Annotated in this window: 21 protein-coding genes and 1 riboswitch; of the genes, 11 read left to right on the top strand and 10 right to left on the bottom strand. The window is 64.2% G+C overall.

Going from position 1 to position 25,796, the window contains the following annotated elements:
* Nucleotides 1-5: 5 nt before the first annotated feature.
* Nucleotides 6-1,574, bottom strand: coding sequence for a hypothetical protein (locus AC1TQG_RS20575; RefSeq protein ID WP_482139680.1), 1,569 nt, complete (start codon nt 1,572-1,574; stop codon nt 6-8).
* Between the two features lie 178 nt (nt 1,575-1,752).
* On the opposite strand from AC1TQG_RS20575, the gene secA2 reads away from it, so the two are divergent.
* The 8 genes from secA2 (at nt 1,753) to gcvP (ending at nt 11,535) form a co-directional block, all read left to right on the top strand.
* Nucleotides 1,753-4,254: an accessory Sec system translocase SecA2 gene (secA2, locus tag AC1TQG_RS20570; protein ID WP_482139679.1), complete on the top strand. Its 2,502-nt coding sequence runs from the start codon at nt 1,753-1,755 to the stop codon at nt 4,252-4,254.
* 46 nt (nt 4,255-4,300) lie between these two features.
* Nucleotides 4,301-4,900 carry a CDP-alcohol phosphatidyltransferase family protein gene (locus AC1TQG_RS20565; protein WP_482139678.1) on the top strand — a complete coding sequence of 200 codons (600 nt, stop codon included), beginning with the start codon at nt 4,301-4,303 and terminating at the stop codon, nt 4,898-4,900.
* A gap of 51 nt (nt 4,901-4,951) precedes the next feature.
* Nucleotides 4,952-5,356, top strand: coding sequence for a glycine cleavage system protein GcvH (gene gcvH, locus AC1TQG_RS20560; protein WP_482139677.1), 405 nt, complete (start codon nt 4,952-4,954; stop codon nt 5,354-5,356).
* Nucleotides 5,357-5,623: 267 nt separating this feature from the next.
* Nucleotides 5,624-6,082 carry a glycogen accumulation regulator GarA gene (gene garA, locus AC1TQG_RS20555; RefSeq protein WP_482139676.1) on the top strand — a complete coding sequence of 153 codons (459 nt, stop codon included), beginning with the start codon at nt 5,624-5,626 and terminating at the stop codon, nt 6,080-6,082.
* Nucleotides 6,083-6,117: 35 nt separating this feature from the next.
* Nucleotides 6,118-6,807: a transcriptional regulator FtsR gene (ftsR, locus tag AC1TQG_RS20550; protein ID WP_482139675.1), complete on the top strand. Its 690-nt coding sequence runs from the start codon at nt 6,118-6,120 to the stop codon at nt 6,805-6,807.
* Between the two features lie 112 nt (nt 6,808-6,919).
* A complete protein-coding gene (locus AC1TQG_RS20545) occupies nt 6,920-7,438 on the top strand; it encodes a bifunctional nuclease family protein (RefSeq protein WP_482139674.1) in 519 nt (172 codons plus the stop codon).
* Between the two features lie 385 nt (nt 7,439-7,823).
* The gene (locus tag AC1TQG_RS20540; RefSeq protein ID WP_482139951.1) at nt 7,824-8,402 is read left to right on the top strand and encodes a MerR family transcriptional regulator; all 579 of its coding nucleotides are present in this window, start codon (nt 7,824-7,826) and stop codon (nt 8,400-8,402) included.
* 28 nt (nt 8,403-8,430) lie between these two features.
* Nucleotides 8,431-8,525: riboswitch (glycine riboswitch) on the top strand.
* A gap of 193 nt (nt 8,526-8,718) precedes the next feature.
* Nucleotides 8,719-11,535 (top strand): aminomethyl-transferring glycine dehydrogenase, encoded by a 2,817-nt coding sequence (gene gcvP, locus AC1TQG_RS20535; RefSeq protein WP_482139673.1) that lies wholly within the window; start codon nt 8,719-8,721, stop codon nt 11,533-11,535.
* A 43-nt stretch (nt 11,536-11,578) separates the two neighbouring features.
* Here gcvP and AC1TQG_RS20530 read toward each other — a convergent pair whose 3' ends face one another.
* The 9 genes from AC1TQG_RS20530 to AC1TQG_RS20490 form a co-directional block, all read right to left on the bottom strand.
* Nucleotides 11,579-12,790 carry a substrate-binding domain-containing protein gene (locus AC1TQG_RS20530; RefSeq protein ID WP_482139672.1) on the bottom strand — a complete coding sequence of 404 codons (1,212 nt, stop codon included), beginning with the start codon at nt 12,788-12,790 and terminating at the stop codon, nt 11,579-11,581.
* A 145-nt stretch (nt 12,791-12,935) separates the two neighbouring features.
* Nucleotides 12,936-15,119 carry a malate synthase G gene (locus AC1TQG_RS20525; protein ID WP_482139671.1) on the bottom strand — a complete coding sequence of 728 codons (2,184 nt, stop codon included), beginning with the start codon at nt 15,117-15,119 and terminating at the stop codon, nt 12,936-12,938.
* A 99-nt stretch (nt 15,120-15,218) separates the two neighbouring features.
* A complete protein-coding gene (locus AC1TQG_RS20520) occupies nt 15,219-16,127 on the bottom strand; it encodes a 3-methyladenine DNA glycosylase (protein WP_482139670.1) in 909 nt (302 codons plus the stop codon).
* Nucleotides 16,124-17,200, bottom strand: a complete 1,077-nt coding sequence (locus AC1TQG_RS20515; RefSeq protein WP_482139669.1) for a hemolysin family protein — start codon at nt 17,198-17,200, stop codon at nt 16,124-16,126. Before AC1TQG_RS20515 ends, AC1TQG_RS20520 begins: the two co-directional genes overlap by 4 nt.
* Nucleotides 17,193-18,584 (bottom strand): hemolysin family protein, encoded by a 1,392-nt coding sequence (locus AC1TQG_RS20510; protein WP_482139668.1) that lies wholly within the window; start codon nt 18,582-18,584, stop codon nt 17,193-17,195. The genes AC1TQG_RS20515 and AC1TQG_RS20510 overlap by 8 nt, the downstream gene beginning before the upstream one ends.
* A 116-nt stretch (nt 18,585-18,700) precedes the next feature.
* Nucleotides 18,701-20,143: a GMP reductase gene (gene guaB1 / locus AC1TQG_RS20505; protein WP_482139667.1), complete on the bottom strand. Its 1,443-nt coding sequence runs from the start codon at nt 20,141-20,143 to the stop codon at nt 18,701-18,703.
* Nucleotides 20,144-20,265: 122 nt separating this feature from the next.
* Nucleotides 20,266-21,708, bottom strand: a complete 1,443-nt coding sequence (gene gndA, locus AC1TQG_RS20500; RefSeq protein WP_482139666.1) for an NADP-dependent phosphogluconate dehydrogenase — start codon at nt 21,706-21,708, stop codon at nt 20,266-20,268.
* A 100-nt stretch (nt 21,709-21,808) separates the two neighbouring features.
* On the bottom strand, nt 21,809-22,756 hold the full coding sequence (locus AC1TQG_RS20495; protein ID WP_482139665.1) for a M56 family metallopeptidase: 948 nt from the start codon (nt 22,754-22,756) through the stop codon (nt 21,809-21,811).
* Between the two features lie 19 nt (nt 22,757-22,775).
* Complete coding sequence (locus AC1TQG_RS20490) at nt 22,776-23,177, bottom strand: BlaI/MecI/CopY family transcriptional regulator (protein ID WP_482139949.1); 402 nt, start codon at nt 23,175-23,177, stop codon at nt 22,776-22,778.
* A gap of 318 nt (nt 23,178-23,495) precedes the next feature.
* Between AC1TQG_RS20490 and AC1TQG_RS20485 the strand changes: the two genes are divergently transcribed.
* The 3 genes from AC1TQG_RS20485 (at nt 23,496) to AC1TQG_RS20475 (ending at nt 25,793) form a co-directional block, all read left to right on the top strand.
* Complete coding sequence (locus AC1TQG_RS20485) at nt 23,496-23,927, top strand: PaaI family thioesterase (RefSeq protein WP_482139664.1); 432 nt, start codon at nt 23,496-23,498, stop codon at nt 23,925-23,927.
* An 8-nt stretch (nt 23,928-23,935) separates the two neighbouring features.
* Nucleotides 23,936-25,195: a DUF6986 family protein gene (locus AC1TQG_RS20480; protein WP_482139663.1), complete on the top strand. Its 1,260-nt coding sequence runs from the start codon at nt 23,936-23,938 to the stop codon at nt 25,193-25,195.
* A gap of 295 nt (nt 25,196-25,490) precedes the next feature.
* Nucleotides 25,491-25,793 (top strand): urease subunit gamma, encoded by a 303-nt coding sequence (locus AC1TQG_RS20475; RefSeq protein ID WP_482139662.1) that lies wholly within the window; start codon nt 25,491-25,493, stop codon nt 25,791-25,793.
* Nucleotides 25,794-25,796 lie beyond the last annotated feature (3 nt).

Below are 25,796 nucleotides of genomic sequence, written 5' to 3'. Positions count from 1 at the left end.
GTATCTCAGTCTTCGGGGATGAACTGTCCGTCAAGACTGTAGTAGGCCACCTCGTCGTCCGGTCCGATCTGCACCGAGATGATCGTCCGGTAGTCCTGCAGCACGTACTGATGTGACGTCTGGATGTCGACGGCGGCACGGTCGAAGGCCTCGACCTGGTTGCGGCTCATGTAGTCGTCCCGGACTGCATCGAAGGTGTCGGCCGACAGGCTGTCGAACGTGACGGAACCTTCTCTGAGTTGACCGGAGTTGTTCTCCGACCACCTCATTGCCGCGAAGAACCCCGGGACGATACTCACCGAACCGGTGCGGTCCGGGGCGGTGAAGTCGACCAGCACACCACCCGAGTTCTGGATCGTGCCTGCCCCGATGATGGGTGTGCCGGTCACCGTTCCGCGGATCTCGAACCGGTCGATGATCGGAACGTCGGTCGGCAGAACGGCTTTGGTCATCGCTAGTTGTGCCTGGGTCATCGCGGCCACGAAGTCGGCAGGATCGAACCAGGTTGCGATGTTCCCGTCGGTATCGGCCTGGATCTGGGCCTCGATCCGGAAGTCCTCGCCAAATGTTGCGGTGGCCAGAACCGGGAGATCGTCGCCGGACCGTGCGATCGTCATGGATTGGAAATCGCGGGATCGTTCGGGCAGCGTAGCGGCCATCTGCTCGACGATCGTCGTGAATTGCATCCCGGAGAGATCGGTGGCCCGGAATGTGCGCGGTGATCGCAGCGGTGTGCTCGACCGGTCCGGGCCGTACCACTTGTCGCTGCTCGGCGAGTAACTCATGCCGACGCTCTCGCCTGCGGCCGGGTCGTACACCTGGACCCGGTCGCTGCCGCTGGTGCCCAGATCCAGCGTCAAGATATTGCTCGACGCCGTCGGGCCCAGGGTTTCGACCTCGGCCAGCATCGCATCCATCCGTTCCTGCGGAGCCCCGAGCGACTCGTCGTCGCTCATCGATGAGCTGAATCCGGTGTCGGGCAACGAAACCGAGACATGCCAACCGGTGCCGACCCCGAAGAACAGGGCGGCGGCGACTGCGATGGTGATCACCGGAAGAAACATTGTTCGTTTGGCGGGATGATCGCCGAACTCGATGTCGTCGGCCGGATGTTGGTCACTTTCAGACGGCGGGTCCGTGCTCGGCCGCGGCGGGAGAAAACTCTCCGGCAGACGATTGTCGGCGTTGTGCAACAGATTCGCGGCCATGCCCTTGGGCATCGCCGAAAGCCAGCGCGCTCGGTAGTCGGTGTCGTTGGGAGGCGAGATGGTCGCCGTCACCAGCGTCGGCTGGATGTTCGAGGCGTCCAGGCTCGACCGGGTCAGCGCCTCGACGGAGATCGGGACGCTGAGCGTGGAGTGACCGCCCGCGACCAGACCGTCGATGCGTCGTGGTCGCGGCGCTGCGACGACCGCGGCGATGGCCAGGGGAACACCGACCGCCAGGGCCACCGCCCAGTGGTTGTAGGCGCCGAGGCCGACCCCAGATCCCAGGACAGCACCGGCGACAATCGCCCGACCCGTCTGACGAAATGCCAACGACCCCACTGCACCGCTACGCAGACCTGCGCCCATGGGAGACCCTCCGCCTCGAATTCCGCCAGCGCTCGCATCCTAAGGCCACTGTGACCAGCGGGGAAGTGGAAGAAGCCCGGACCCGCGCCGCAGCCTGCCGCGTACGGTTACTGCGATAGCGCTTCCGCGTACGGTGGAGCACGGCAGTTTTGTCAGATGGACTAAGGAGTACGGCTCGGTGGGAAAGCTCACGAACAACATGTGGCGGCTGCTGGGGGCACAATCCTCGCGCAATCAGTCGAAGTCCCTGACGCTCATCAAGAAGGCAGACTCGTACGACAAATGGGCTGCCGACCTCGATGACAAGGAATTCGCCGCCGCTGCGGAGAAACTCGACATCACCGACCCCGAAGGCGAAGACCGGGCCCGTTTCCTGGCACTGGCTCGTGAGGCAGGCGATCGCACGCTGGACATGCGGCCCTTCGACGTCCAACTCCAGGGCGCGCTGCGTCTACTCGAGGGCGACGTCATCGAAATGGCGACCGGTGAGGGCAAAACCCTGGCCGGCGCCATCGCGGCGATCGGGTTTGTGCTGCAAGGCCATCGGATCCACATCATCTCCGTCAACGACTACCTGGCGACCCGCGACGCCGAGTGGATGAAGCCGCTCTTCGATCTCTTCGACATCGTCTCGGATTCGGTGTCGGAGAACTCCACCCGCGACGAGCGCAAGACCGCCTACGACTCCGACATCGTCTACGGCTCGGTCAACGAGATCGGGTTCGACGTGCTGCGCGACCAACTCGTCACCCGGCCCGACGATCTCGTGTCGCCGAAGCCTGACGTAGCGATCATCGACGAAGCCGACTCGGTGCTCGTCGACGAAGCGCTGGTGCCCCTGATCCTGGCCGGTTCGGCGATCGGCGAAGTGCCGGACAAGCCGATCCACGACGCCGTCACCAAACTCAAGAAGACGCACTACGAGGTCGACGCCGAGGGTCGCAACGTCTACCTGACCGACGAGGGTGCCGCCTTCATCGAAGGTGAGCTCGGCGGTATCAACCTGTACGACGAAGAGCACGTCGGCACCACACTGGTGCACGTCAACGTTGCGATGCACGCCCACATCCTCATCGAGCGCGACGTGCATTACATCGTTCGCGACGGCGGCGTCCACCTGATCAACGCCTCCCGCGGCCGCGTGGCGCAACTCCAGCGCTGGCCGGACGGCCTGCAGGCCGCGGTCGAGCTGAAAGAAGGCCTCGCACAGACAGATTCCGGTGAGGTCATCGACACGATCACGGTGCAGGCATTGATCGGCCGTTATCCGAAGGTCTGCGGAATGACCGGTACCGCGGTTGCCGCCGGCGAGCAGCTGCGGCAGTTCTATCAGCTCGCTGTCTCGCAGATCCCTCCGAACACCAAGAACATCCGCGTCGACGAGGTCGACCGCGTGTACGACAACAAGTCGAACAAGGCCGACGCCGTCGTCGAGTTCGTCAAAGAGATCCACGAGACCGGACAACCGGTTCTCATCGGCACCCACGACGTTGCCGAATCCGAAGAACTTGCCCATCTACTCGGCCGCGCGGGCGTGCAGTCGGTTGTACTCAATGCCAAGAACGACGCACAAGAAGCGAAGATCATCGCCGAGGCGGGTGCCAAAGGTGCTGTCACCGTGTCCACCCAGATGGCCGGACGCGGTACCGACATCAAGCTCGGTGGCTCCGCAGGCCAGAAGGATGTCGGGGAGTCGAGCCCGGAGCGCGACGAGGTCGTCGAACTCGGTGGCCTGTGCGTCGTCGGGACGGGTCGGCACGACACCGAGCGGCTCGACAACCAGCTCCGTGGTCGCGCGGGACGACAGGGCGATCCCGGTCGATCGGTGTTCTTCTCGAGCGTCGAAGATCCGCTTGTCACCCGAAACCTGACCCTCAAGCGCGATCCGGTCAGTTCATCGGAAGACGGATCGCTCGGGTCGAAGGGCGTGGACATCATCGAGCAGGCCCAGCGAATCGCCGAGGGTGTGATGCTCGAACTGCACGCAAACACCTGGCGATACAACCAGTTGGTGAACCAGCAGCGCGAGATCATCGTCAAACGCCGCACGAGCCTGCTGACCACCGATGCCGCGCTGCAAGAGTTCAAGGAAACCGAGCCGGAGCGCTACCGCGAACTGACCGGTGAGGCCGTCAAGGGCGAGAAGGCAGAGAAGGCCGAGAAGGTCGACACTGCCGAGAAAGTTGGCACTGCCGGGGAATCCGATACGGCCGAGGAGGCCAAGACGGATGCTGCTGCCGTGGACTCCGAAGGCGAGTCGGTCGAAGCCACTGCCGACAGCGCCCAGACCCCGGTGCCGGTGACCGAGCCCGTCCCGCGCGACGTTCTCGAGCAGGCGGCGCGCGAGATCATGCTGTTCCACCTGGACCGGGCATGGGCGGATCATCTGGCCTACGTCTCTGATGTGCGCGCCAGCATCCACCTGCGTTCCATCGGTCGCGAATCTCCACTGGATGAGTTCCACAAACTGATCCTCGGCGAGTTCAGCAGGTTGCCGGGCGAAGCCGTCGAAAATGCGCGCAAGACATTCCGGGAGGCCGTCATCACCGCGGACGGGATCGATCTGGATCAGGCCGATTTGCGGCGTTCGACCACCACCTGGACCTACATGGTCCACGACAGTCCGTTCTCGTCCGGCGGTGCCAAGGCGCTGCAGGGCATCGTCGGTATCTTCCGGTAGCGCGGGCGGCAAAGCCCTCGCACCCGGGTATGACAGGCTGTTCGACATGGAAGAGACCGATCCGCATCCGGTCGTAGAGTCGGATCGGGTGTTCACTGTGCCCAATCTGCTCAGTGGACTGCGGCTGATACTCATACCGGTCTTCTTATGGGTATTGCTGGCCGAAGAGGCCGACGGTTGGGCGTTCGCGATCCTGTTCTTCGCGGGTCTGTCGGACTGGGCGGACGGCAAGATCGCGCGGCTGATGAACCAGTCGTCGCGGTTGGGTGCACTGCTCGATCCGGCAGCGGACCGCCTGTACATGATCGCGATACCCATCGGACTCGCGATCCGCGGCATCATTCCGTGGTGGCTGGTCGCGATCTTGTTCGGCCGCGACCTGTTGTTGCTGGCGACGGCGCCATTGCTGCGGAGTCGGGGGATCACCGCGCTCCCGACCATCTACATCGGCAAGGCCGCGACGTTTGCGTTGATGTACGGATTCCCGATGATCATTGCCGGGCAATTGGATTCGATCATCGGCGACATCGTCTACCCCTGCGGTTGGGCTTTCCTGATCTGGGGTACCGGGATGTATGTGTGGTCGTTTGTTCTGTACTGGGTGCAAGCCGTGCTGGTTGTTCGTGCACTGCCCCCGGTGCGCTAGATTCTCACAACAGACGATGTTCGATGTGTAGAGGCGAAAGGCAGCACAGACGTGACCCAGAAGCAGGCTCCTGACGATCTGCACTACACCGCCGAACACGAGTGGGTGCAGAAGGTGTCCGACCGTACGGTTCGGATCGGGATCACCGACTACGCACAAGATCAGTTGGGTGACGTGGTATTCGTCCAGTTGCCGGCGATCGACGACGTCGTCGAGGTCGGAGAATCGTTTGCCGAGGTCGAATCGACCAAAAGCGTGTCCGATATTTTCGGGCCCCTCAATGGCGTGATCTCGGCGATCAACGAAGATCTGGAGGCGAGCCCCGACCTCGTCAATTCCGCGCCCTACGAGCGCGGCTGGTTGGTCGAGATCACCGTCGGTGCCGACGACGACCTGGATGAATTGGTGAGTGAAATGCTCGATGCGGCCGGCTACGCCGCGATCACGTCCGGATAAGCACTCCGGCGAAGCGCAGCGGAGCTCGACAAGATTAGTGTGGAGACGAAGCGCTGTGAAGCTCGATTCACACGCACAGTATGCAGCGGGTTTATGCATGTGTGGCCCGTGGCAGGGTACGGTCTAAGTCACGGGTAATGCCCCAATCCACTCGATGAGACCGGATTCGGCGGGTGACTAGTTGGACCGCCGAACGCCGCCGCAATCACCGTGGAAAAACAAGGCTCGAATCCGGGCCACGGGGACAATTACGAAGAAGGAGAATTGGTGAGCGACAACGAGAAGGACATCGAAGCTCCGGTAGAGACCACATCGGTCTTCCGGGCCGATTTCATCAAAGAGATGGAGTCGACCGGTGGTTCTGCAACCACATCTGCGGACAGCGGTGTGGAACGGCTGTCTGCGGGCACCGCGTTGCTCGTGGTCAAGCGCGGCCCCAACGCCGGCTCTCGTTTTCTGCTCGACCAGGCGACCACTTCGGCCGGTCGGCACCCTGACAGTGACATTTTCCTCGATGACGTCACCGTGAGCCGTCGACATGCTGAGTTCCGCCTGGGCGACAACGAGTTCCAGGTTGTCGACGTCGGCAGCCTGAACGGCACGTACGTCAATCGTGAGCCGGTGGATTCCGCCGTGCTCGCCAACGGCGACGAGGTGCAGATCGGCAAGTTCCGTCTGGTGTTCCTGACCGGTCCCAGTAGTGACGAAGGTTCCGCGGACGCGTGACCTCACCGGCGGCGGGGCAGCATTCTGAAGGATCGATGTCTATCGGCTCGGTCCTCGATCAGCTGCGCGGAGAATTCCCCGACGTGACGATTTCGAAGATCAGATTCCTCGAATCCGAAGGTCTGGTCACCCCGCAGCGGTCACCCTCCGGATACCGCCGGTTCAGTCGAGCCGACTGTGAACGGCTCCGGTTTGTCCTGACCGCGCAGCGTGATCGTTACCTGCCGCTCAAAGTCATCAAAGAACAACTCGACGAGATCGACCGCGGTACCCGTCCGGAATCCCCGGCGGGTACCCGGTTGTTGTCGTCGGCAAAGAACTGGGTGGCTCCGGCCACCGATTTCTCGCAGAATGGTGGCGGCCGTCTAAGCCGCGACTCGCTGCTCGAACGCACCGGCGTCGATTCCGCGTTTGTGACCGAACTCGTCGACAACGGGTTGCTGGTTCCAGGGCCGCGGGGATTCTTCGACGAAGACGCGGTACGTCTGGTGACGGCCGCATCGGCACTCGCAAACTTCGGTGTGGGGGCGCGGCATCTGCGCGCGTTCAAGGTCTCTGCCGATCGCGAGGCAGGCCTCGTCGCGCAGATCGCCAACCCGATCGCGAAGGGCAAAGGGACCGGCGCGCGTGATCGCGCCGAGGAGATGGTGCGCGAAATCGCGGCACTGTCCGTCACCCTCCACACCCAGCTCGTCAAGCAAGCGGTACGCGAAGTTCTCGACTGAAGACCCGATCTTCCGGACCGGTCCGGGGTTTCTCGGTCGTCGCGCGGGCATCCTTGCCATAGGATTAGGGCGGTGAAGCATTCGCCCACACAAGCTTGGGAGGGCCGACCGCATGAGTGAAATGCGCGTAGTAGGTATCCGAGTGGAACCGCCACAAAGTCAACCGGTGCTGCTCCTACAGGAAACCGCCGGAGAACGTTACCTGCCGATCTGGATCGGTCAGAGTGAAGCGGCGTCAATTGCCCTGCGGCAAAAGGGCGTTGAACCTCCCCGTCCCTTGACCCACGACCTGATCGTCAACCTGATCAGTGCTCTGGGCCACGAACTTCTCGAGGTTCGGATCGTGGACATGCAAGAGGGCACGTTCTACGCAGACCTGGTGTTCGCCGGAGACCTGCGGATCTCCGCCCGGCCGTCGGATTCGGTGGCCATCGCCATTCGCGCCGAGGTCCCGATCTTCGCCGAAGAATCGGTGCTTGCCGAAGCCGGTCTGCTGATGCCATCGGACGATCCGGAAGAAGCGGACGACGAAGAGCCCACGGCCGAGGTCAAAGAAGACGAGGTCGAGAAGTTCAAGGAGTTCCTCGACTCGGTGTCGCCGGACGATTTCAAAGCCTCTGGTGGGGCATAGCCAACGTGCTCTGGTTGGCACAACCGGCGGATCGCGGCAAGGCACGGATCCGCTCGAGGTGCCCGCATTTGGGTCTGGCGAGTTTGGTCACGGAACGGAAACTGCGGGGTCACAAAACGCCTAAAGCTCAACTTTAGGTTAAGGGTTACAGCGAGTCGCGTTGATCCGGACCCGCTGCGGCCATACGGTCTTCACATACCCGCGAAAGTTGCGGAGATGTGATTTTGACCAGTCAGTGCGCGTAAACTTGGCCCGTCGGAGCCAGGTAACACACACCGGCGGTCACCGACCAGCACGCGAGGAGAACCCAGTGGGCGATCAGCCACACGACGGTGAGAACGGCGACCGCAGGACGCACGATGCGTCCCCCGAGGCAGACACTGCGATCGGCGGCTCGAACAAGCCAGGTCAGGGCTCTCTGGCAGACATCGCACCGGGGCTGTTCCCGAACGACACCGTTCCCGACGAACTGGTTGGCTACCGGGTTCCCAGTGCCTGCCAGATCGCCGGCATCACGTACCGACAGCTCGATTACTGGGCCCGCACCTCACTGGTTGTACCCTCGATCCGCAGCGCCGCCGGTTCGGGCAGCCAGCGCCTCTATTCGTTCAAAGACATTCTTGTCCTGAAGATCGTCAAGCGTCTCCTCGATACCGGTATCTCGCTCCAGAACATCAGGGTTGCCGTCGACCACCTGCGCAAGCGCGGCGTCGAGGATCTGGCCCGTATCACGCTGTTCTCGGACGGCACCACGGTCTACGAGTGCACCTCGGCCGAAGAAGTTGTCGACCTGCTCCAGGGTGGCCAGGGCGTGTTCGGTATCGCCGTCAGTGGCGCGATGCGCGAGCTCACCGGAACCATCGCCGACTTCCCGGCAGAACGCGCCGATGGCGGCGTGACCGAAACTGCGCCCGAGGACGAATTGGCGTCGCGCCGCAAGAGCCGCGCCCGTCGCACCGGCTAGGACATCTGCCCGTACACTGGGTCTGCGTCGCAGCGACACGGGAGAGAGCCATCTTCGAGATGGCCGCCGAAGGAGCAATACCTCTCCGTCAAACTCTCAGGCATCAAGGACCGTGTCGACGTCGGCGTCTCTGGAGAGTGACGGCAGCATCCGTCCGCCCATGGTGAAAGGCCGCGCCTGCCGCGGCTGAATCTCTCAGGCGTTCTGCGGGCACGGGCCCAGCAGGATAGGACAGAGGGGGAGGACCGGCGTCCGGCTAACAGTCGGCACTACACGTGGTCGGCTCTCGTGGCGGACCACCGCGGAGGTCCTATCCATGACCGGCACACCCTTCACAGACCGCCACATCGGCCCCGACGCAGGCGAACTCGACCGCATTCTCACACTCGTCGGCGCGACCTCACTCGATGACCTCGCTCGCCAGGTGGTGCCATCAGGGATTCTCGACACCCCGGACGACAACGGTCTGGGCATCCTGCCGCCCGCGGTTTCCGAACACGAGGTCCTGGCCGAACTGGCCGGGCTGGCCGGTGAGAACACCGTTGCGACCTCGATGATCGGACTCGGCTATTACGACACGCTGACGCCACCGGTGCTGACCCGCAACATCATCGAGAACCCGGCCTGGTACACCGCGTACACGCCGTATCAGCCCGAGATCAGCCAAGGCCGTCTCGAGGCACTGCTGAACTTCCAGACGATGGTCTCCGACCTGACCGGCATGGAGGTCGCCAACGCTTCGATGCTCGACGAGTCGACGGCAGCCGCCGAGGCCATGACGCTCCTCCGTCGAGCAGGCAAGAGCAAGTCGCCGCGTTTCCTTGTCGACTCCGATCTCTTCCCGCAGACCGCCGCGGTGATCGCCACCCGCGCAGAGCCACTCGGAATCGAGGTCGTGACCGCTGATCTGACCGAGGGACTGCCCGAGGGTGAGTTCTTCGGTGTCCTGGCCCAGACACCCACCGCCTCCGGTCGGGTGATCGACAGTGCGGCGCTCATCGATGCCGGGCATGAACGCGGTGCCCTGGTCGCGGTCGGAGCCGATCTGCTGGCCATGACCCTGATCACCCCGCCCGGTGAGCTCGGTGCCGACGTCTGTTTCGGCACCACGCAGCGCTTCGGGGTGCCGATGGGATTCGGCGGCCCACACGCGGGATACCTTGCGGTGCACTCCAAGCACGCTCGTCAGCTTCCCGGTCGCCTCGTCGGGGTCTCGAAGGATGCCGACGGCAACCTCGCCTACCGGTTGTCGCTGCAGACTCGCGAGCAGCACATCCGCCGGGAGAAGGCGACAAGCAACATCTGTACGGCGCAGGTCCTGTTGGCGATCCTTGCGGCGATGTATGCCAGCTATCACGGCGCCGACGGACTCCGGGCGATCGCCCGGCGGGTCCACGGCCATGCGGAATCAATCGCATCCGCGCTCGGCGACAAAGTGGTCCATGCCAAGTACTTCGACACCGTGCTGGCCCATGTCCCGGGGCAGGCCGAATCAGTTGTTGCCGCCGCCGGTGCACGCGGAATCAATTTACGTCTGGTCGACTCCGATCACGTGTCCGTCTCCTGCGATGAGGCAACCACCGACGCACACGTGGCAACCGTGCTCGATGCTTTCGGGGTGACCGCAACCGAGTCGGTCTGCGCCGGGGTTGTCGATCGGACCTCGGACTTCCTCACGCACCCGGCGTTCAACCGCTACCGCACCGAAACCGCGATGATGCGTTACCTGCGGACCCTCGCCGACAAAGACATCGCACTGGACCGCAGCATGATTCCGCTGGGGTCGTGCACCATGAAACTCAACGCGGCCGCCGAGATGGAGGCCATCACCTGGCCGACCATCGCCAGGCTTCATCCGTTTGCGCCCGCCGATCAGGTGAGCGGGATGCGCAAGATCATTGCATCGCTCGAGGAGTGGCTGGTCGCGATCACCGGCTACGACCGCGTCAGCCTGCAGCCCAATGCCGGCTCGCAGGGTGAATACGCCGGACTGCTCGCGATCCGCGAGTACCACCGCAGTCGTGGCGACGACGCCCGCACGGTGTGCCTGATCCCGTCGAGTGCCCACGGCACCAACGCCGCATCCGCGGTCATGGCCGGGATGCGGGTCGTGGTGGTCGCCTGCCGTGAGAACGGCGACGTCGATGTCGACGATCTGCGCGCCAAGATCGATGCGAACGCCGCGGAATTGTCGGCAATCATGATCACCTACCCGTCCACCCACGGGGTCTTCGAGCACGAGATCGGTGACATCTGCGCCGCGGTCCATGACGCCGGAGGTCAGGTCTACGTCGACGGTGCCAACCTCAATGCTCTTGTCGGAGTGGCGCGGCCGGGCCGGTTCGGCGGTGACGTAAGCCACCTCAACCTGCACAAGACCTTCTGCATCCCGCACGGTGGCGGTGGCCCGGGTGTCGGACCGATCGGTGTGCGCGAGCACCTCGCACCATTCCTGCCCGGACATCCGCTGGACGACGAATTGCCCGGCGAACTGACCATCTCGGCCGCGCCGTACGGGTCCGCGTCGATCCTGCCGATCACCTACGCCTACATCCGGCTGATGGGTGCCGAAGGACTGCGGCAGGCCACCCTCACCGCCATCGCGTCGGCGAACTACATCGCCGCTCGCCTGCGTGATCATTACCCGGTGCTGTACACCGGCGCCGGTGACCGGGTTGCACACGAATGCATCATCGACCTACGTCCCCTGACCAAGAGCAGTGGCGTGACCGTCGACGACGTCGCAAAACGCTTGGCAGACTACGGCTTCCATGCGCCGACCATGAGCTTCCCGGTGGCAGGCACCCTGATGATCGAACCCACCGAAAGCGAGAATCTCGACGAGATCGATGCCTTCTGCGATGCGATGATCTCGATCCGCGGCGAGATCAGCAAAGTCGAAGACGGCCAGTGGTCAGTGGACGACAACCCGCTGCGCGGGGCACCCCACACCGCTGAATGCCTGGTCGGGGAGTGGGAGCACGGTTACGACCGCCTGGTCGCCGTCTATCCGAACGGACTGCCGTCCGCCGGTGGGCGAGCCAAGGTGTGGCCGAGTGTCCGGCGCATCGACGGCGCGTTCGGCGACCGGAACCTGGTGTGCAGCTGCCCGCCGGTGGAGGCTTTCGCCTGACAGAGGTGTCGCCTGGTCGATCAGTTGACTGGTCGACCAGGCGTCAGCTGCGACGCGTGAGCGTGTCGGTGATGGCGTTCTGAGCCTCTGCCGGAGGTGGGGGCATCGGGGACGGTGTCTCCGGGAAGTCCACGGCCGCCGTCGGCGCCGGTAGCGCACCGCCACCACGGAAGCCCGACCGGGTGAGCGCGGTGATGTGTTCCGGTGATTGGACGTAGCTGATGAACGCGTCGACGGCATCACGCTGTGCGACGTCGACCTGTTCGCCGGTCAACTCGATCACCGGGAAGTCGGCCATCGGAGTCGGGCCGGTCGGTAGCAATGACACGACGTCCTTGTTGCTGCCGTCCTTGGTGAGCGCGTAGAGCTGCTGTTCGGTGATCGGCACCGCATGGATCGCTCCGGTTACCGGGTTCGCTTCCTGCGCGATCATCGCCACGCCGCTCTCGGACGAGCCGAGGTCGGTGGGGGGTGCTTCGGATTGCATCGTCTGCAGGGTCGACGTCACCAGCGACGAGGTCGCATCTTCCACGGTCAAGGCCCCCCTCGGGGTCCGGGAGACCTCCATCGCGATGGCCTGGGCAGCGAGCGCGGTGGCATCGGATTGTGGACCTGTCGGCATCGCCATCTTCAAGGTTCCCCAGTCGGACAGCCCCAGCTGTGCCATCGCGGCCCCTGACCGCTGCAAGGTGGGGACTTCGAGCCAGCTAACCTTGCCCTGCATGGCTTCCTTCGCGGCGGAAGGGATGGCCAGCACCACCGGAGATGTCACCAGCGACTCCGGCGTCCCGTCGACGATCTCGGGCTTGGCGACCGACAGCTGTGAACTCCACACCGACGACTGCGGGATCCAGGCCGCCGGATACTGTCCGCGCGATGCCTGATCCCAGGTGCCGGTCAAACCCTCGAGAGTCACTTTTGCATCGGCCGGACGCACATCGATGGTCACGCACCAGTCGCGGTTGATCGGTTTTGTCGCGTTGTACTCGGCGGCGACGGACTTCAGAGGTTCGGTCAGCCCCGGATCGCTGATGATCGCGACCGTGAGATCGCCTTCCACGCAGCGTTTTGCGGCATCTTGGCCCTGCTTGGTGATCCGGTCACCCAACATCGACCAGAGAACGCCGCCGGCCACGAGCACCACAACAAAGGCGACCAGAACCAGAAGACCGCGGCTGACACCTCTGCTGCCGCCGGCTCTGCGATGCTCGCCCACACACACCCCGATCCACGAATGACATGACAACCCGGACACGCGCACTTCCGGACCGGTGATTCGTCACCGGTCCGGAAGGCGGGAGCTGTCGTTGGGGCAGTCTATGCGCTGCGCTGTATTTCGTCCGACAGGTCACACAACTGCACGGGTCTGCAGATGACCTGGTTGGTGATCAGTCGAACCGTCAGGCGCCGGCAGCCTTGAACTCGCGGCGACGGCGATGCAGGATCGGCTCGGTGTAGCCGTTCGGCTGCGAGCCGCCTTCGAGGATGAGCTCTTTGGCGGCACCGAACGCGATGTTCGAGGCGAAATCCGGAGCCATCGGCCGGTACGTCGGATCCCCGGCGTTCTGCTGATCGACCACCGGTGCCATCCGCTCGAGCGCGGCGACAACATCGGACTCGGTGACGATGCCGTGGTGCAGCCAGTTCGCCAGTAGCTGGCTGGAGATCCGCAGTGTCGCGCGGTCTTCCATCAGCGCGATGTCGTGGATGTCCGGGACCTTCGAGCAACCGACACCGGCATCGATCCAGCGGACGACGTAGCCCAGGATCGACTGGCAGTTGTTGTCGAGCTCTTCGAGCTTCTCTTCGTCCGACCAGTTGGTGTTCGGGGCGAGCGGGATCGTCAGGATGTCGTCCACCGACGCCGGATCACGCTTGGCGAGCTCGTTCTGACGCTTGAACACATCGACCTGGTGGTAGTGCAACGCGTGCAGGGTGGCTGCGGTCGGGGACGGCACCCATGCGGTGTTGGCCCCGGCCTTCGGATGACCGATCTTCTGTTCGAGCATGTCGGCCATCAGATCGGGCATGGCCCACATGCCTTTGCCGATCTGCGCCTTGTGTTGCAGACCTGCATGCAGACCGGTGTCGACGTTGAAGTCCTCGTAGGCCTTGATCCACTTCTGCGACTTCATCTCTGCCTTGCGCACCACGGCGCCGGCTTCCATCGAGGTGTGGATCTCGTCGCCGGTGCGGTCGAGGAATCCGGTGTTGATGAAGACCACGCGGTCGGAGGCGGCCTTGATGCAGGCCTTCAGGTTCACGGTGGTGCGACGCTCTTCGTCCATGATGCCGACCTTCAGTGTGCCGGTGGGCAGGCCGAGAACCTCTTCGACGCGGCCGAAGAGTTCGACCGTGAACGCGACCTCATCGGGGCCGTGCATCTTGGGCTTGACGATGTAGATCGACCCGGTCCGCGAGTTCTGCAGTGGGTGGGTCTGCATGCCATGGGTGCCGATGAGTCCGGTGAACAGGGCGTCGAGAATGCCTTCGGGAACCTCGGAACCGTCGGCGGTGATGACGGCATCGTTGGTCATCAGGTGACCGACGTTGCGCACGAACAACAGTGACCGTCCGTGCAGGAGAAGGCCGGAACCGTCGGGCGCGGTGTACGCGCGATCCTGGTTGAGGACGCGGTTGAACGTCTTGCCGCCCTTGGTGACCGCTTCGGACAGGTCGCCCTTGTTGAGGCCGAGCCAGTTGCGGTAGCCGGTCACCTTGTCGTCGGCGTCGACTGCGGCAACCGAATCCTCGAAGTCCATGATGGTGGTGATGGCCGATTCGACCAGCACGTCCTTGACGCCGGCAGCATCGGTCGAGCCGATCGGGGAGTCGGCGTCGATCTGGATCTCCAGGTGTAGGCCGTTGTGGCGCAGCAAGATTCCGGACGGCTTCTCTTTGTCGCCGGTGTAACCGACAAACGCCGACTGGTCGGCGAATCCGGTGGTCGTACCGCCTGCGAGGGTGACCACGACAGTCTCCCCGTCGACGACGTACGAGGTGGCGTCGGCGTGCTTGCCGTTTTCCAGCGGCACGGCCTCGTCGAGGAAGTTCTTGGCAAACGCGATGACCTTGTCGCCACGGACCTTGTTGTACGAGCTGCCCTTCTCCGCGCCATCGGCCTCGGAGATGGCGTCCGTGCCATACAGGGCGTCGTAGAGCGAACCCCAACGTGCGTTGGATGCGTTCAGCGCAAACCGGGCGTTGAGGATCGGGACAACGAGCTGAGGTCCGGCGGTCGAGGTGATCTCGGTGTCGACGCCGGTGGTGGTGATCTGGAAATCGGCGGGAACCGTTGTGAGGTAACCGATGTCGGTCAGGAATGCCTTGTATGCGGCGAAGTCGAAGTCGGCCGGGGTGGCCGCCTTGTTATCGCGGTGCCACTGATCGATCTTGGTCTGGAGGTCGTCGCGGATCGCCAAGAGTTCGGCGTTGCGCGGGCTGAGGTCGTTGATCACTGCCGCTGCGCCCGACCAGAACGCATCCGGATCTACTCCGGTGCCTGGCAGCGCCTCGTTGTTGATGAAGTCGTACAGAACCGATGCAACCTGCAAGCCGCCGTCGACGGTGATGCGCTGAGCCATAACCGGCCTCACTCTCTTTCGATCAAGGGCACTGATGCCGCATATGTTACTCGTTGGTAAGTAGTGGATCGAGGCGGGGAGAATCATCTGCCCCGCAGATCAGTTGTGACTGGGCCGCCCGGTCAGGCTGCGGCACCGCTCGATCAGATCGGCGCGTAGTCCCTGGGCCCGACGCGCGAGCTCAGACTGCACCCGGACGTACTCCGCGCGTCCCGCCGGTTCCTCGATCGGAATCGGCGCCATGCCGAACTCTGAAAGGTCGTACGGGCTTGCCCGCATGTCGATCTCACGATGCTGCAGCGATAAGTCGAATGCGTCGGCGACGATTTCCGACGGGAGCAGAGGTGCCAGTTTGTACGACCACTTGTAGAGGTCCATGCCGGCGTGCAGGCAGCCTGGTTGTTCGAACTCGGGCTGTGTATGACGATTTAACACTGTGAGGTTCAGCGGCCTTGCAGGCGGGGTGAAGAACCGGAAGGCATCGAAGTGGGTGCAGCGAGGCGGCTGCGACCGGACCACGTCATCGGTCTCGGCAGGGCTCAACCGCAGCGGAACCCCGGCATGTCGGATCTGTTCGGGTGACGCCTGATAGACCATCGCCCACTCGTGCATGCCGAAGCAGTTCAGGCGAGGCGTCCGGTCGGCGGTGGCCGAGAGCAGATCGACGATGTACTCGAGCGTCTCGCGACGTTTCTCGAGGAAGTCGCGGCCGACGGTGACGAGGTCTCCACTTCGGCCGTAACCCCGGTAATCGAGGTATCGCCGCGAGGTCCGGCCGTCCAGTCCGATCCCATAACCGGGGTGCCAACGACGTAGCTGCGCAGGCCGGAAGCTGTAGTACGTGAACATGAAACCCCACACCGGATGCACAACATCGCCGGCGTCGGGGTCGGTGTACCGGGGTGGATGGCTCCGCAGGAGATCATCGATCCGGCGGCGGTGCTCGGCGGAGGTGGCTTGCCATTGCGGCTCGAGGAGTCGATCCACGAGCACTCCAGGGGATGTCATACCCGGTGCGTTTCGTCGCGCACCGTTCCGACGAACTCCTCGACGAGGTCTTCGAGCGCAACCACCGCGACCGTGCGGCCGTTGTCGTCGACAACCGCGGCCAGATGCGAGCTCGTGCGGCGCATGGCGTTGGTGGCCTCGTCGAGGGCGGTCTTGTCGGCCAGAACCGGCAACGGATGGATCTTGTCGACACCGATGATGCTGTCGGGGCCGACGGACTCGTCGAGGATCTCGTCGAGCACGTCCTTCAGATGCAGATATCCGGTGTAGGTGCCGTCGGTCCCGCGGACCGGGTACCGGCTGAACCCGGTGTCGATGACGGCCTGCTCGATCGAACCGAGGGTTGGTCCGACGCGACCGGTTTTCGGATCTGCGGTGACCTGCACGCTGCGAAGCTCGGTGAGCGGGATCGCGACCTCCAGTACGGTGCGGCCCGATGTCTGGAGTGCACGGGTGAGCCGGGCGTGTTCCTCTTCGTCGATCAGACCTTCACGGCGGGATTCGCCGAGCATCTGCGCCAGTTCATTCGCCGAGACGGTGGAGTCGAGTTCGTCCTTCGGCTCGACCCGCATCAGGCGCAGCGACAGGTTGGCCAGCCAGTTGTAGAACGCGATCAAGGGCCGGGCGAGCTTGATGAACATGAGATGTGCGGGGACCAGGAGCATTGCCGATCGCTCGGGACCTGCCAGTGCGAGGTTCTTCGGGACCATCTCGCCGAGGAGGATGTGCAGGACAACGACCAGCGCCAGCGCCAGGGTGAACGAGATCGGGTGCAGGAGTTCGTCCGGGACGTGGACGAGCTCCATCGGCTTCTCGATCAGGTGCGCAATCGCGGGCTCGCCGATCCGGCCGAGCAAGATCGAGCAGATGGTGATGCCCAATTGCGCCGCGGCGAGCATCAGCGAAAGGTGCTCGCCGGCTTCGATCACCGTGCGGGCACGACGTTTACCCTGTTCCTCCAGGGCCTCGAGACGGTCACGCCGCGCTGAGATCAACGAGAACTCCGCGCCGACGAAGAAGGCGTTGCCTGCCAGCAACAACACGGTGAGCAGGACGCCCCACAGATCATTCATCGGTCGTCTCCGGTTCATCGGATTCCGGGTGCGGGGTGACGGCCACGGTGTCGATGCGGCGACCGTCCATCCGCACCACGCGGGCACGCCAGCGCTGTTCGGGTTCGTGCTCGGAGGAGTCGTCGTCATCGTCGGTTCCGGTCGAGCGGACCGGGAGGTCGACGATGTCGCCTTCGCGCGCGATCCGGCCGAGCTCGAACATCAACAGGCCGCCGAGGGTGTCGTACTGGCCCTCGGGGGCGCGATAGCCGATCGCGTCGACGAGTTCGTCGATGCGGAGCAAACCGTTGAGGAGATACCCGTCGCCGTGTCGCTGGACGTCGGCCTCTTCGTCGTCGTGTTCGTCGGTGACGTCACCGACGATCTCCTCGATGAGGTCCTCGGTGGTGACGATGCCGGCCGTCCCGCCGTACTCGTCGACGACGACGACGACCTGGAGGCCGTCGGCACGGATCTGATCCATGAGCGAGTCTCCGTCGAGACTCGCCGGGACAACGGAGACCGCGCGGGCCAGCGTGTGCAATTCGGTGGTGCTGCGCTGGGACATCGGCACGGTGAACGCCTGTTTGACGTGGACGACGCCGCTGATGTTGTCGAGGTCGCCGCCGTCGAGAACCGGGAAGCGGGAGTAGCCTGTCCGTGACGACGCAAGGATCAGATCGCGAACGGTGTCGTGGATGTCGAGTGTCTCGACGGTGACACGTGGTGTCATCAGGTCTTCCGCGGTGAGGGTGCCGAACTGCAGCGATCGATCGACCAGGGCTGCGGTACCGGGGTCGAGTGCACCCTGACGAGCCGAATTGCGAACCAGCGATCCGAGCTCCTGCGGTGATCGTGCCGACCGCAATTCCTCCGCGGGCTCGACGCCCAACCGGCGGACCAACGTGTTGGCGGTGCCGTTGAGGGTGTTGATCAACCACCGGAACGTCGACGAGAACAAGCTCATCGGCCCGGCGGTGGCGCGTGCGGTGGGCAGCGGCTTGGAGATCGCCAGGTTTTTGGGGATGAGCTCACCCAGCACCATCGACAGTGACGTCGCGATGAGCAGCGCCAGGATCAGTGAGGTCGCCGCCGCCGCGCTGTCGGGGATTCCGATCAGTTCGAACAGCGGCTCGAAGAGTTGCGCGAGAACCGGTTCGGCGATGTAGCCGGTGATCAGGGTCGTGATGGTGATACCGAGTTGAGCACCCGAGAGTTGGAACGACAGCGTTTTGTGTGCCCGGCTGACCTGCCGGGAACGAAGGTCGCCCCTGGTCCGGACGTCGTTCTCGACCGTGGACCGCTCGAGCGCCGTGAGCGAGAACTCAGCCGCGACGAACAGCGCGGTGCCAAGGGTGAGGGCGATGAAGCCGAGCAGACTGCCTATCAGGATCAGCGCTTGCATCAGCGATCACCGCTGTGGGTGACGCCTCGAGGTGCCATGGGCACCAATCCAGCCTCCAAACTCAGGGGGATCAGGCGAGTAACGATCGCCTGGGATGTCGATTCGATCCTATCGGGTCACCAGCCCGCGGGTAGGGGCCGTCCTTCTGCGAAGCCCGCCGGGGACTGAACACCAAGGATCGCTTTCTCGTGCAGTTCCTCGAGTGAGCGTGCGCCCACATAGGTTGCCGTCGACCGGATGCCTGAGCAGATGTGGTCGATCAGGTCCTCGACGCCAGGCCGTTCGGGGTCCAGCGCGATTCGCGAAGTGGAGATCCCTTCGTCGAACAACGCCTTGCGGGCGCGGTCGAAGGAACTGTTGATCGCGGTGCGCGCGGCGACCGCACGCTTGGACGCCATGCCGAAGCTCTCCTTGTACGGCAGTCCGGTCTGATCCAACTTCAATTCGCCAGGGCTCTCGTGGGTTCCGGCAAACCATGAGCCGACCATCGCATTCGATGCTCCGGCGGCCACCGCCAACGCCACATCCCGCGGATGCCGAACACCACCGTCAGCCCACACGTGGGCACCGGATTCTCTTGCAGCAGCGGCACATTCGGCGACCGCCGAGAACTGCGGTCGGCCGACGCCGGTCATCATGCGGGTGGTGCACATCGCGCCGGGACCGACCCCGACCTTGACGATGTCCGCACCTGCGGAGATCAGGTCGCGGGTGCCTTGCGCCGTCACCACGTTGCCCGCGCAGATGGGTACTCCGAGGTTGGCGTCCGCGATTTGTTCGAGCACGGCGAGCATCTTCTCCTGATGGCCGTGTGCGGTGTCGACGACGATGAGATCGGCGCCGGCCTGCACCAGCGAGATCGCCTTGCCGCGGGCGTCGCCGTTGACGCCGACCGCGGCGGCAACCCGTAGGCGACCGTAAGCGTCTAGGTTCGGCTCGTAGATACCGGCGCGTACGGCTCCGATACGCGTCAGAATGCCCGCCAGCGAACCGTCTGCCTCGGTGAGTACCACCAGGTCGGAATGCGTGCCATCGAGCAGTTCGAACAGTTCACGGGGCGGCGTGCCCACCAGCGCGGACAAGAAGTTGGGGTCGAGGACCTCGGTCAGGCGAGCGAAACGGTCGACGTCGGCACAGGATGCCTCGGTGACCACGCCGATCGGGGTCGCGGCGTCGGCGCCGAGTACCACCACGGCGCCGTGGGCGCGCTTGGGCAGCAGTGCCACCGCATCGGAGATGGCAGCATCGGCGCCCAGAACAACCGGGGTGTCCGCGACGAGGTGGCGCCCTTTGACAAAGGAGATCATGTCGGCGGCCGCGGTGATGGGCAGATCCTGTGGCAGCACCACCAGGCCACCTCGGCGGGCGACGGTCTCGGCCATCCGGCGTCCGGCCACAGCCGTCATATTGGCGACAACCAGCGGGATGGTGGTGCCGGAACCATCGACGGAAGAAAGGTCGACGTCGAAACGCGAGGCGATGTCGGAGCGACCGGGCACCAGGAACACGTCGTCGTACGTCAGGTCGTGGCTCGGGAGATGATCATCGAGGAATCGCACGTATATCGACTTTACGCAAGATCAGGCGCTACCACCGCAAACGAGCCACCTGTACGAAGACGAGCCACATATTTGTGGCTCGTCTTCGTATTTCCGGCTCGTTTGGCTCAGGCCAGGTGAGATCAGGCCTGGATCTCGGTGCGGCCTTCGCTCCAGAGGGTGTGGAATGCGCCCTCTTTGTCGACACGCTGGTAGGTGTGCGCACCGAAGAAGTCACGCAGTCCCTGTGTCAGGGCAGCGGGCAGCCGCTCGGCGCGCAGCGCGTCGTAGTACGACAGCGACGATGAGAAGGCCGGGACCGGGATGCCCATGGTGGTCGCGGTGGCAACCACCTCGCGCCAGCTGTCGACGGCGTTCTCGACCGCTTCGCGGAAGTACGGCGCCAGCAGCAGGCTCGGGAGTTCGGGGTTCTCGGCGTAGGCCTCGCGGATGCGATTGAGGAACTTGGCCCGGATGATGCAGCCGCCCCGCCAGATGGTGGCCAGGTCGCCGGGGTGGACGTTCCAGCCGTATTCGTTGCTGCCTGCTTTGATCTGGTCGAAGCCCTGGGCGTAGGCGACGACCTTGGAGGCGTACAGCGCGCGGTTGATGGCGTCGACGAATGCCTTTTTGTCGGTCGGGGCGGCCGAGAGGGTGCCCGACGCCAGTCCTTGGGCCTGCTTGCGCTGGTCGGTGGCGCTCGACAGCGCGCGGGCGAAGACGGCCTCGGCGATGCCGGTGGTCGGGATACCCAGATCGAGCGCGGATTTCACGGTCCAACGGCCGGTGCCCTTCTGGCCTGCGGCATCGACGATGACATCGACGAGCGGCTTGCCGGTCTCGGCGTCGACCTGGCTGAGTACCTCTGCAGTGATCTCGACGAGGTAGCTGTCGAGGTCGCCCGAGTTCCACTCGCGGAATACGTCGGCGATTTCGCTGACCGGCATGTCGAGTGCTTTGCGCATGAGGTCGTACGCCTCGCCGATGAGCTGCATGTCGGCGTATTCGATGCCGTTGTGGACCATCTTCACGAAGTGGCCGGACCCGTCCGGGCCGATGTGGGTGCAGCAGGGCTCGCCGTCGACGTGCGCGGAGATCGACTCGAGGAGCGGTCCGAGTGACTTGTACGACTCGACGGGGCCGCCGGGCATGATCGAGGGACCGTTGAGTGCGCCTTCTTCACCGCCCGAGATGCCGGCTCCGACGAAGTTCAGGCCACGTGCTGACATGGCGGCTTCGCGGCGAATCGTGTCGGTGTAGAGCGAGTTTCCACCATCGATGATGATGTCGCCCTTTTCCATCAGGCCCGCAAGCTCTTCGATCACAGCATCGGTGGGGTCGCCGGCCTTGACCATGATCAGCACGCGCCGCGGTTTCTGCAGCGCACCGACGAACTCGGCCATCGTCTCGGTGCGAACGAAATCACCCTCGGTGCCGTACTTCTCGACGAGGGCATCGGTTTTCGCGATGCTGCGGTTGTGAAGAGCCACGGTATGACCGTGACGGGCGAAGTTGCGGGCGATGTTGGAACCCATCACCGCAAGGCCTGTGACCCCGATTTGGGCGCGAGCAGCTGAATCAGTCATTGCTACACCATATGACGAAGGAATCGATGGCGAAGGTCGGAGGTCCCGGCAGTGTCCGGATCACCGCATTTCCACCGCATTCGCCCACTTGTGTGGTGTGTCAGCTCTCGATGAGGCGGCGTAGTTCGTTGAGCCAGGGGATCGCGACGGCGAGGGTGGGCAGGACCAGAATCGCAGCCGCCACGACGTACGCAACGACTGAGATCAACATCGTCGGGCGGGTGTCGGAGAGGCGTTTGACCCGTGTGAGTGTGGTCGGACCGCCGATTGCCATGGCGCCGCTGGGCGCGACCGAATCTGCACAGGCCACCAGGGCCCGGCCGAGCTGTTTGCGACCGGTGGTTCGGACGGCGGAGTCGTCCGCGAGCAGTTCGACCAGAAGTTGGACCGCACCGAGGGCCGACCGGCTACGGACAAAACGCGGGAAGGCGTCGTGGACGGCGATGAACGCTTCGAGGATCAGGTCGTGGCGGGCGCGCAGATGTGCACGTTCGTGACTGATCACGGCTTCGAGTTCGTCGCGGGTCAGACGTGCGACCGTGCCCTCGCTGAGGACAACACGCTGTCGGAGGCCGGGCAGGCAATAGGCCATCGGTTGATCGACCTCGAGCATGCGGACGTCGCGAGCGCTCAGCGGACTGTCGGGTGCGGACCGATCCATCCGGTCGAGCAGATCGATCAGCTGGCGATGGGCGGACCGGCGGGCGCGAGTGCGCATCGAAACGCGGATGAGGCTGTAGATCAGGCGTGCGCCGACGAGGAGGGTGAGCAGGAAAACCGTGACATAGATGGTCCAGAGAACGATGCCCAGACTCGCCACTTCTTCGATCGGGTTGGCGATGGGCCGACCCTGTTTATCGAGGGTCAGCATGTTGGAGGCAATGGCCAGACCGCAACTGAACGCGGACAGCACGGCCGCGAGCGCGATCGACTGCCACAAAGCCATGGCAGCGCGCGGTGCACGAAGAGGCCACTGGGCAGCGGCGAGCCAGCTCGGAGCCGGCCACACCAGGATCACAGCGACGATCCCGAACACTAACGCGTTCACAACAAGGCGTTCCTACTGGTCAGTGAGGCTCGCGGTTGGTTCCACGTGCCGATTCCAATTCGTCGAGGGCGCGTCGCAATGCATCTGCCTCGTCTGCGCCGACTCGTCCCACAAAGGATACAAGCGCGGCCTGACGTGAACCTGCTTCGTCGGCTTCACTGAGCGCGTCGACCATCAGGCTGGCCACGAGGTGCTCCCGAGGATGCGTCGCGGAGTAGCGGTGCGCGCGGTCGTCGCGGAGCTGTGTGACCAGATGCTTCTTCGCCAGTCGCTGCAGCACCGTCATCACCGTGGTGTAGGCCAGCTCGCGATCGGCGGAGAGCGCCGCGTGTACCTGTCGCACCGTTTGCGGCTCGTCCGACGACCACAAATTGTCCATGATGACTCGCTCGAGTTCACCCAACCCGTTCATTCTTCTCACTTTACTTTTCTTCTCATCAAACAGCTCAACGCCCATCACCATAATTTTTCTCCCGAGACGCTTGACACATTGGTAAGGCTAGCCTACATTCTTATTTACGAGGACCGCGCGAGTGTCCTGAGGGCTGCAGAGACCCCCGGTCCACGCCACAGCAGGCCCCACCGACAAGGTGGGGCCTGCTGTGTTTTCCGGGACAGCCGTTGAGCATCGGAATCGAGGCGGCGAACCCTCTGGGGCGGTCGCGGCGAAACTTTGACAAACTCGAGGGTGCATCGCTGCGTTCTCGAAGCGCGGCCCGTCGTAGAGGAGATCTGTTCCGTGACAGATACAACCGATCCGAGCTCGTTCGATCCGACCACCTGGACGGCCCGAGGGTTCGACGCCGAACTGGGAGTCCACTACGTCGAGGCGAACGCCGACGGGGTTTCGGCGGAGTTCACGATCACCGACAAGCTCCTGCAGCCGTTCGGCATCGTCCACGGCGGTGTCTATTGCTCGGTGATCGAATCGGTGGCGAGCATGTCTGGCCAGGTGTGGTTGAACGCCAACGTCTCCGCGCAGGGTCATGTGGTGGGCGTCAACAACAGCACGGACTTCTTGCGTGCGGTGACAACCGGGGCGATGACCGCGAAGTCGAAGCCCATCCACCGGGGCCGGCGCCAGCAGTTGTGGGAGGTCGACATCTCCGACGAGAACGGAAAGCTGATCGCTCAGGGACGTGTCCGGCTCCAGAACATCACCGAAGGCTGAGGCAACCCATGACCGAGGGGAGTCGACCGACCCACATCGGTATGTCGCAACCGGCACGGGCACGTATCGATGCGGTGCTCGGCGCCGTCGATGCCGAACTGGATCGGGATTTCGCCGGCGACCGCCTACTGCAGCAGCAGCCGGCCCATACCGTCTACGTCGGTGCCGGGGATGTGGAGGTCGACACCCCGGCGGCCTGGGGCGCCGAAGCGCTTCGGATCGCCGATGGTGCGCAGGAGGTCCTGGCCGATCTGGATGTGCACGCCGTGATGCCCCTTGTCCGGGACCGCCTGGCAACCCGGCCCATCGAGGATCTGCGGATCGACCTCGAGGACGGCTACGGATGGCGACCCGACGAGGTCGAGGACCAACATGCCCGCGCTGCGGGACGAACCCTCGCGCGCTGGGCGGTTGCGGGCGACGCCGCACCTCGCGTTTTCGGTGTTCGATGCAAGGGCCTAGGTGTCGCCGAGCGGCCCCGCGGACTCCGGTCGCTGGAGATGGTGCTGGACGGCGCCGGGGGAGTTCCGGCCGGTTTTGTGTTCACCGTTCCGAAGTTGCGGCACGCGGCGCAGGTCGATGCGGTGCTCATGATCTGTGAGGAACTCGAACGGGCGCACGGGTTGCCGACGGGGGTACTCCGGTTCGAATTGCAGATCGAGAGCCCTCAGGCGGTCCTGGGTGCCGATGGCCGGGCGACCATTGCGGACGCGATCCATCGCGGTGGCGAGCGGTTGACCGGATTGCACTACGGCACCTACGACTACAGCGCGGCGTGCGGCATCGTCTCGGCGCAGCAGTCGCTCGAACATCCTGTTGCCGACCATGCCAAGGCGGTCATGTTGGTGGCGGCGGCGCAGACGGGCGTGTGGGTTTCCGATGGCTCGACCCAGATCGCGCCGGTGGGCGCACCCGAGGTGGTCGACGCGGCGCTACGTCGGCATCACCGGCTTGTGACCCGTGGACTTGAACACGGCATCTATCAGGGCTGGGACATGCACCCCGGTCACCTGGTGACGCGTTGGCTCGCGGTGTTCGCGTTCTTCCGCCAGGCGATGCCGCCCGCGACGACGCGGTTGCAGGCGTATTTCGACCGGCAGAGTTCGGAGTTCATCGACGAGCCGGCAACTGCGCAGTCGCTGGCCCTGGTGATCCTGCGTGGACTCGCGGCCGGTGCTTTCACCGAAGCCGATGTTCTCGCAGTCGGTCCGCGATGTTCGGCCGATGCACTGGCGGCACTGCGCCAAAGTGGTGGCGTGCTGCGCTGATCGGTGGGCCCGGCGGCCTCACCCGCCGAACACGCCTTTGGCAGCGACTTCCGGAATCCGGAAGGGCTGGAACATGAATCATGGCCGGACCCTGCCTGACAGCGGTCGTCAAGAAGGCCACCCCCGAGTTCGCGATGTTGTGGCGAGGACATCCCGGTGCGCGGATAGCCTTCGCGGCCGGCGTCGCCGGTCCCGAAAACCGGTTCGTGAAATGCTCGCCGCGCCGCCCAAAGGTCTGCGTGGCAGTATGTGTCGGACATACTTGTCCGTCGGCTGTGCCATCGAGGAGGAAACCGTGCGTCTGTCGCCGCATGAACAAGAGCGACTGATGATCTCGTACGCAGCCGAACTCGCCCGCAGGCGACAGGGACGCGGCCTGCTCCTCAACCACCCCGAGTCGGTTGCAGTCATCACCGATCACATCCTCGAAGGTGCCCGCGACGGTCGCTCGGTTGCCGAGTTGATGTCATCGGGTCGCGAGGTCCTCTCGCGCGCGCAGGTCATGGACGGTATCCCCGAGATGCTGCATGACGTCCAGGTCGAGGCCACATTCCCGGATGGCACCAAACTCGTCACCGTGCACAATCCGATTTCGTGACAG

Source organism: Williamsia sp. Y844 (genome assembly GCF_056786475.1).
The sequence above is the reverse complement of the archived record's forward strand: the minus strand, read 5'-3'. Positions and strand labels throughout refer to the sequence as shown.

What these genes read in the sequence shown, in the direction of transcription:
- AC1TQG_RS20525 (WP_482139671.1), bottom strand. Translation starts at nt 15,119, where the DNA reads ATGGCTCAGCGCATCACCGTCGACGGCGGCTTGCAGGTTGCATCGGTT.
- AC1TQG_RS20565 (WP_482139678.1), top strand. Translation starts at nt 4,301, where the DNA reads ATGGAAGAGACCGATCCGCATCCGGTCGTAGAGTCGGATCGGGTGTTC.
- AC1TQG_RS20575 (WP_482139680.1), bottom strand. Translation starts at nt 1,574, where the DNA reads ATGGGCGCAGGTCTGCGTAGCGGTGCAGTGGGGTCGTTGGCATTTCGT.
- AC1TQG_RS20515 (WP_482139669.1), bottom strand. Translation starts at nt 17,200, where the DNA reads ATGAATGATCTGTGGGGCGTCCTGCTCACCGTGTTGTTGCTGGCAGGC.
- AC1TQG_RS20545 (WP_482139674.1), top strand. Translation starts at nt 6,920, where the DNA reads ATGAGTGAAATGCGCGTAGTAGGTATCCGAGTGGAACCGCCACAAAGT.
- ftsR (WP_482139675.1), top strand. Translation starts at nt 6,118, where the DNA reads ATGTCTATCGGCTCGGTCCTCGATCAGCTGCGCGGAGAATTCCCCGAC.
- AC1TQG_RS20520 (WP_482139670.1), bottom strand. Translation starts at nt 16,127, where the DNA reads ATGACATCCCCTGGAGTGCTCGTGGATCGACTCCTCGAGCCGCAATGG.
- gndA (WP_482139666.1), bottom strand. Translation starts at nt 21,708, where the DNA reads ATGACTGATTCAGCTGCTCGCGCCCAAATCGGGGTCACAGGCCTTGCG.
- AC1TQG_RS20480 (WP_482139663.1), top strand. Translation starts at nt 23,936, where the DNA reads ATGACCGAGGGGAGTCGACCGACCCACATCGGTATGTCGCAACCGGCA.
- gcvP (WP_482139673.1), top strand. Translation starts at nt 8,719, where the DNA reads ATGACCGGCACACCCTTCACAGACCGCCACATCGGCCCCGACGCAGGC.
- AC1TQG_RS20510 (WP_482139668.1), bottom strand. Translation starts at nt 18,584, where the DNA reads ATGCAAGCGCTGATCCTGATAGGCAGTCTGCTCGGCTTCATCGCCCTC.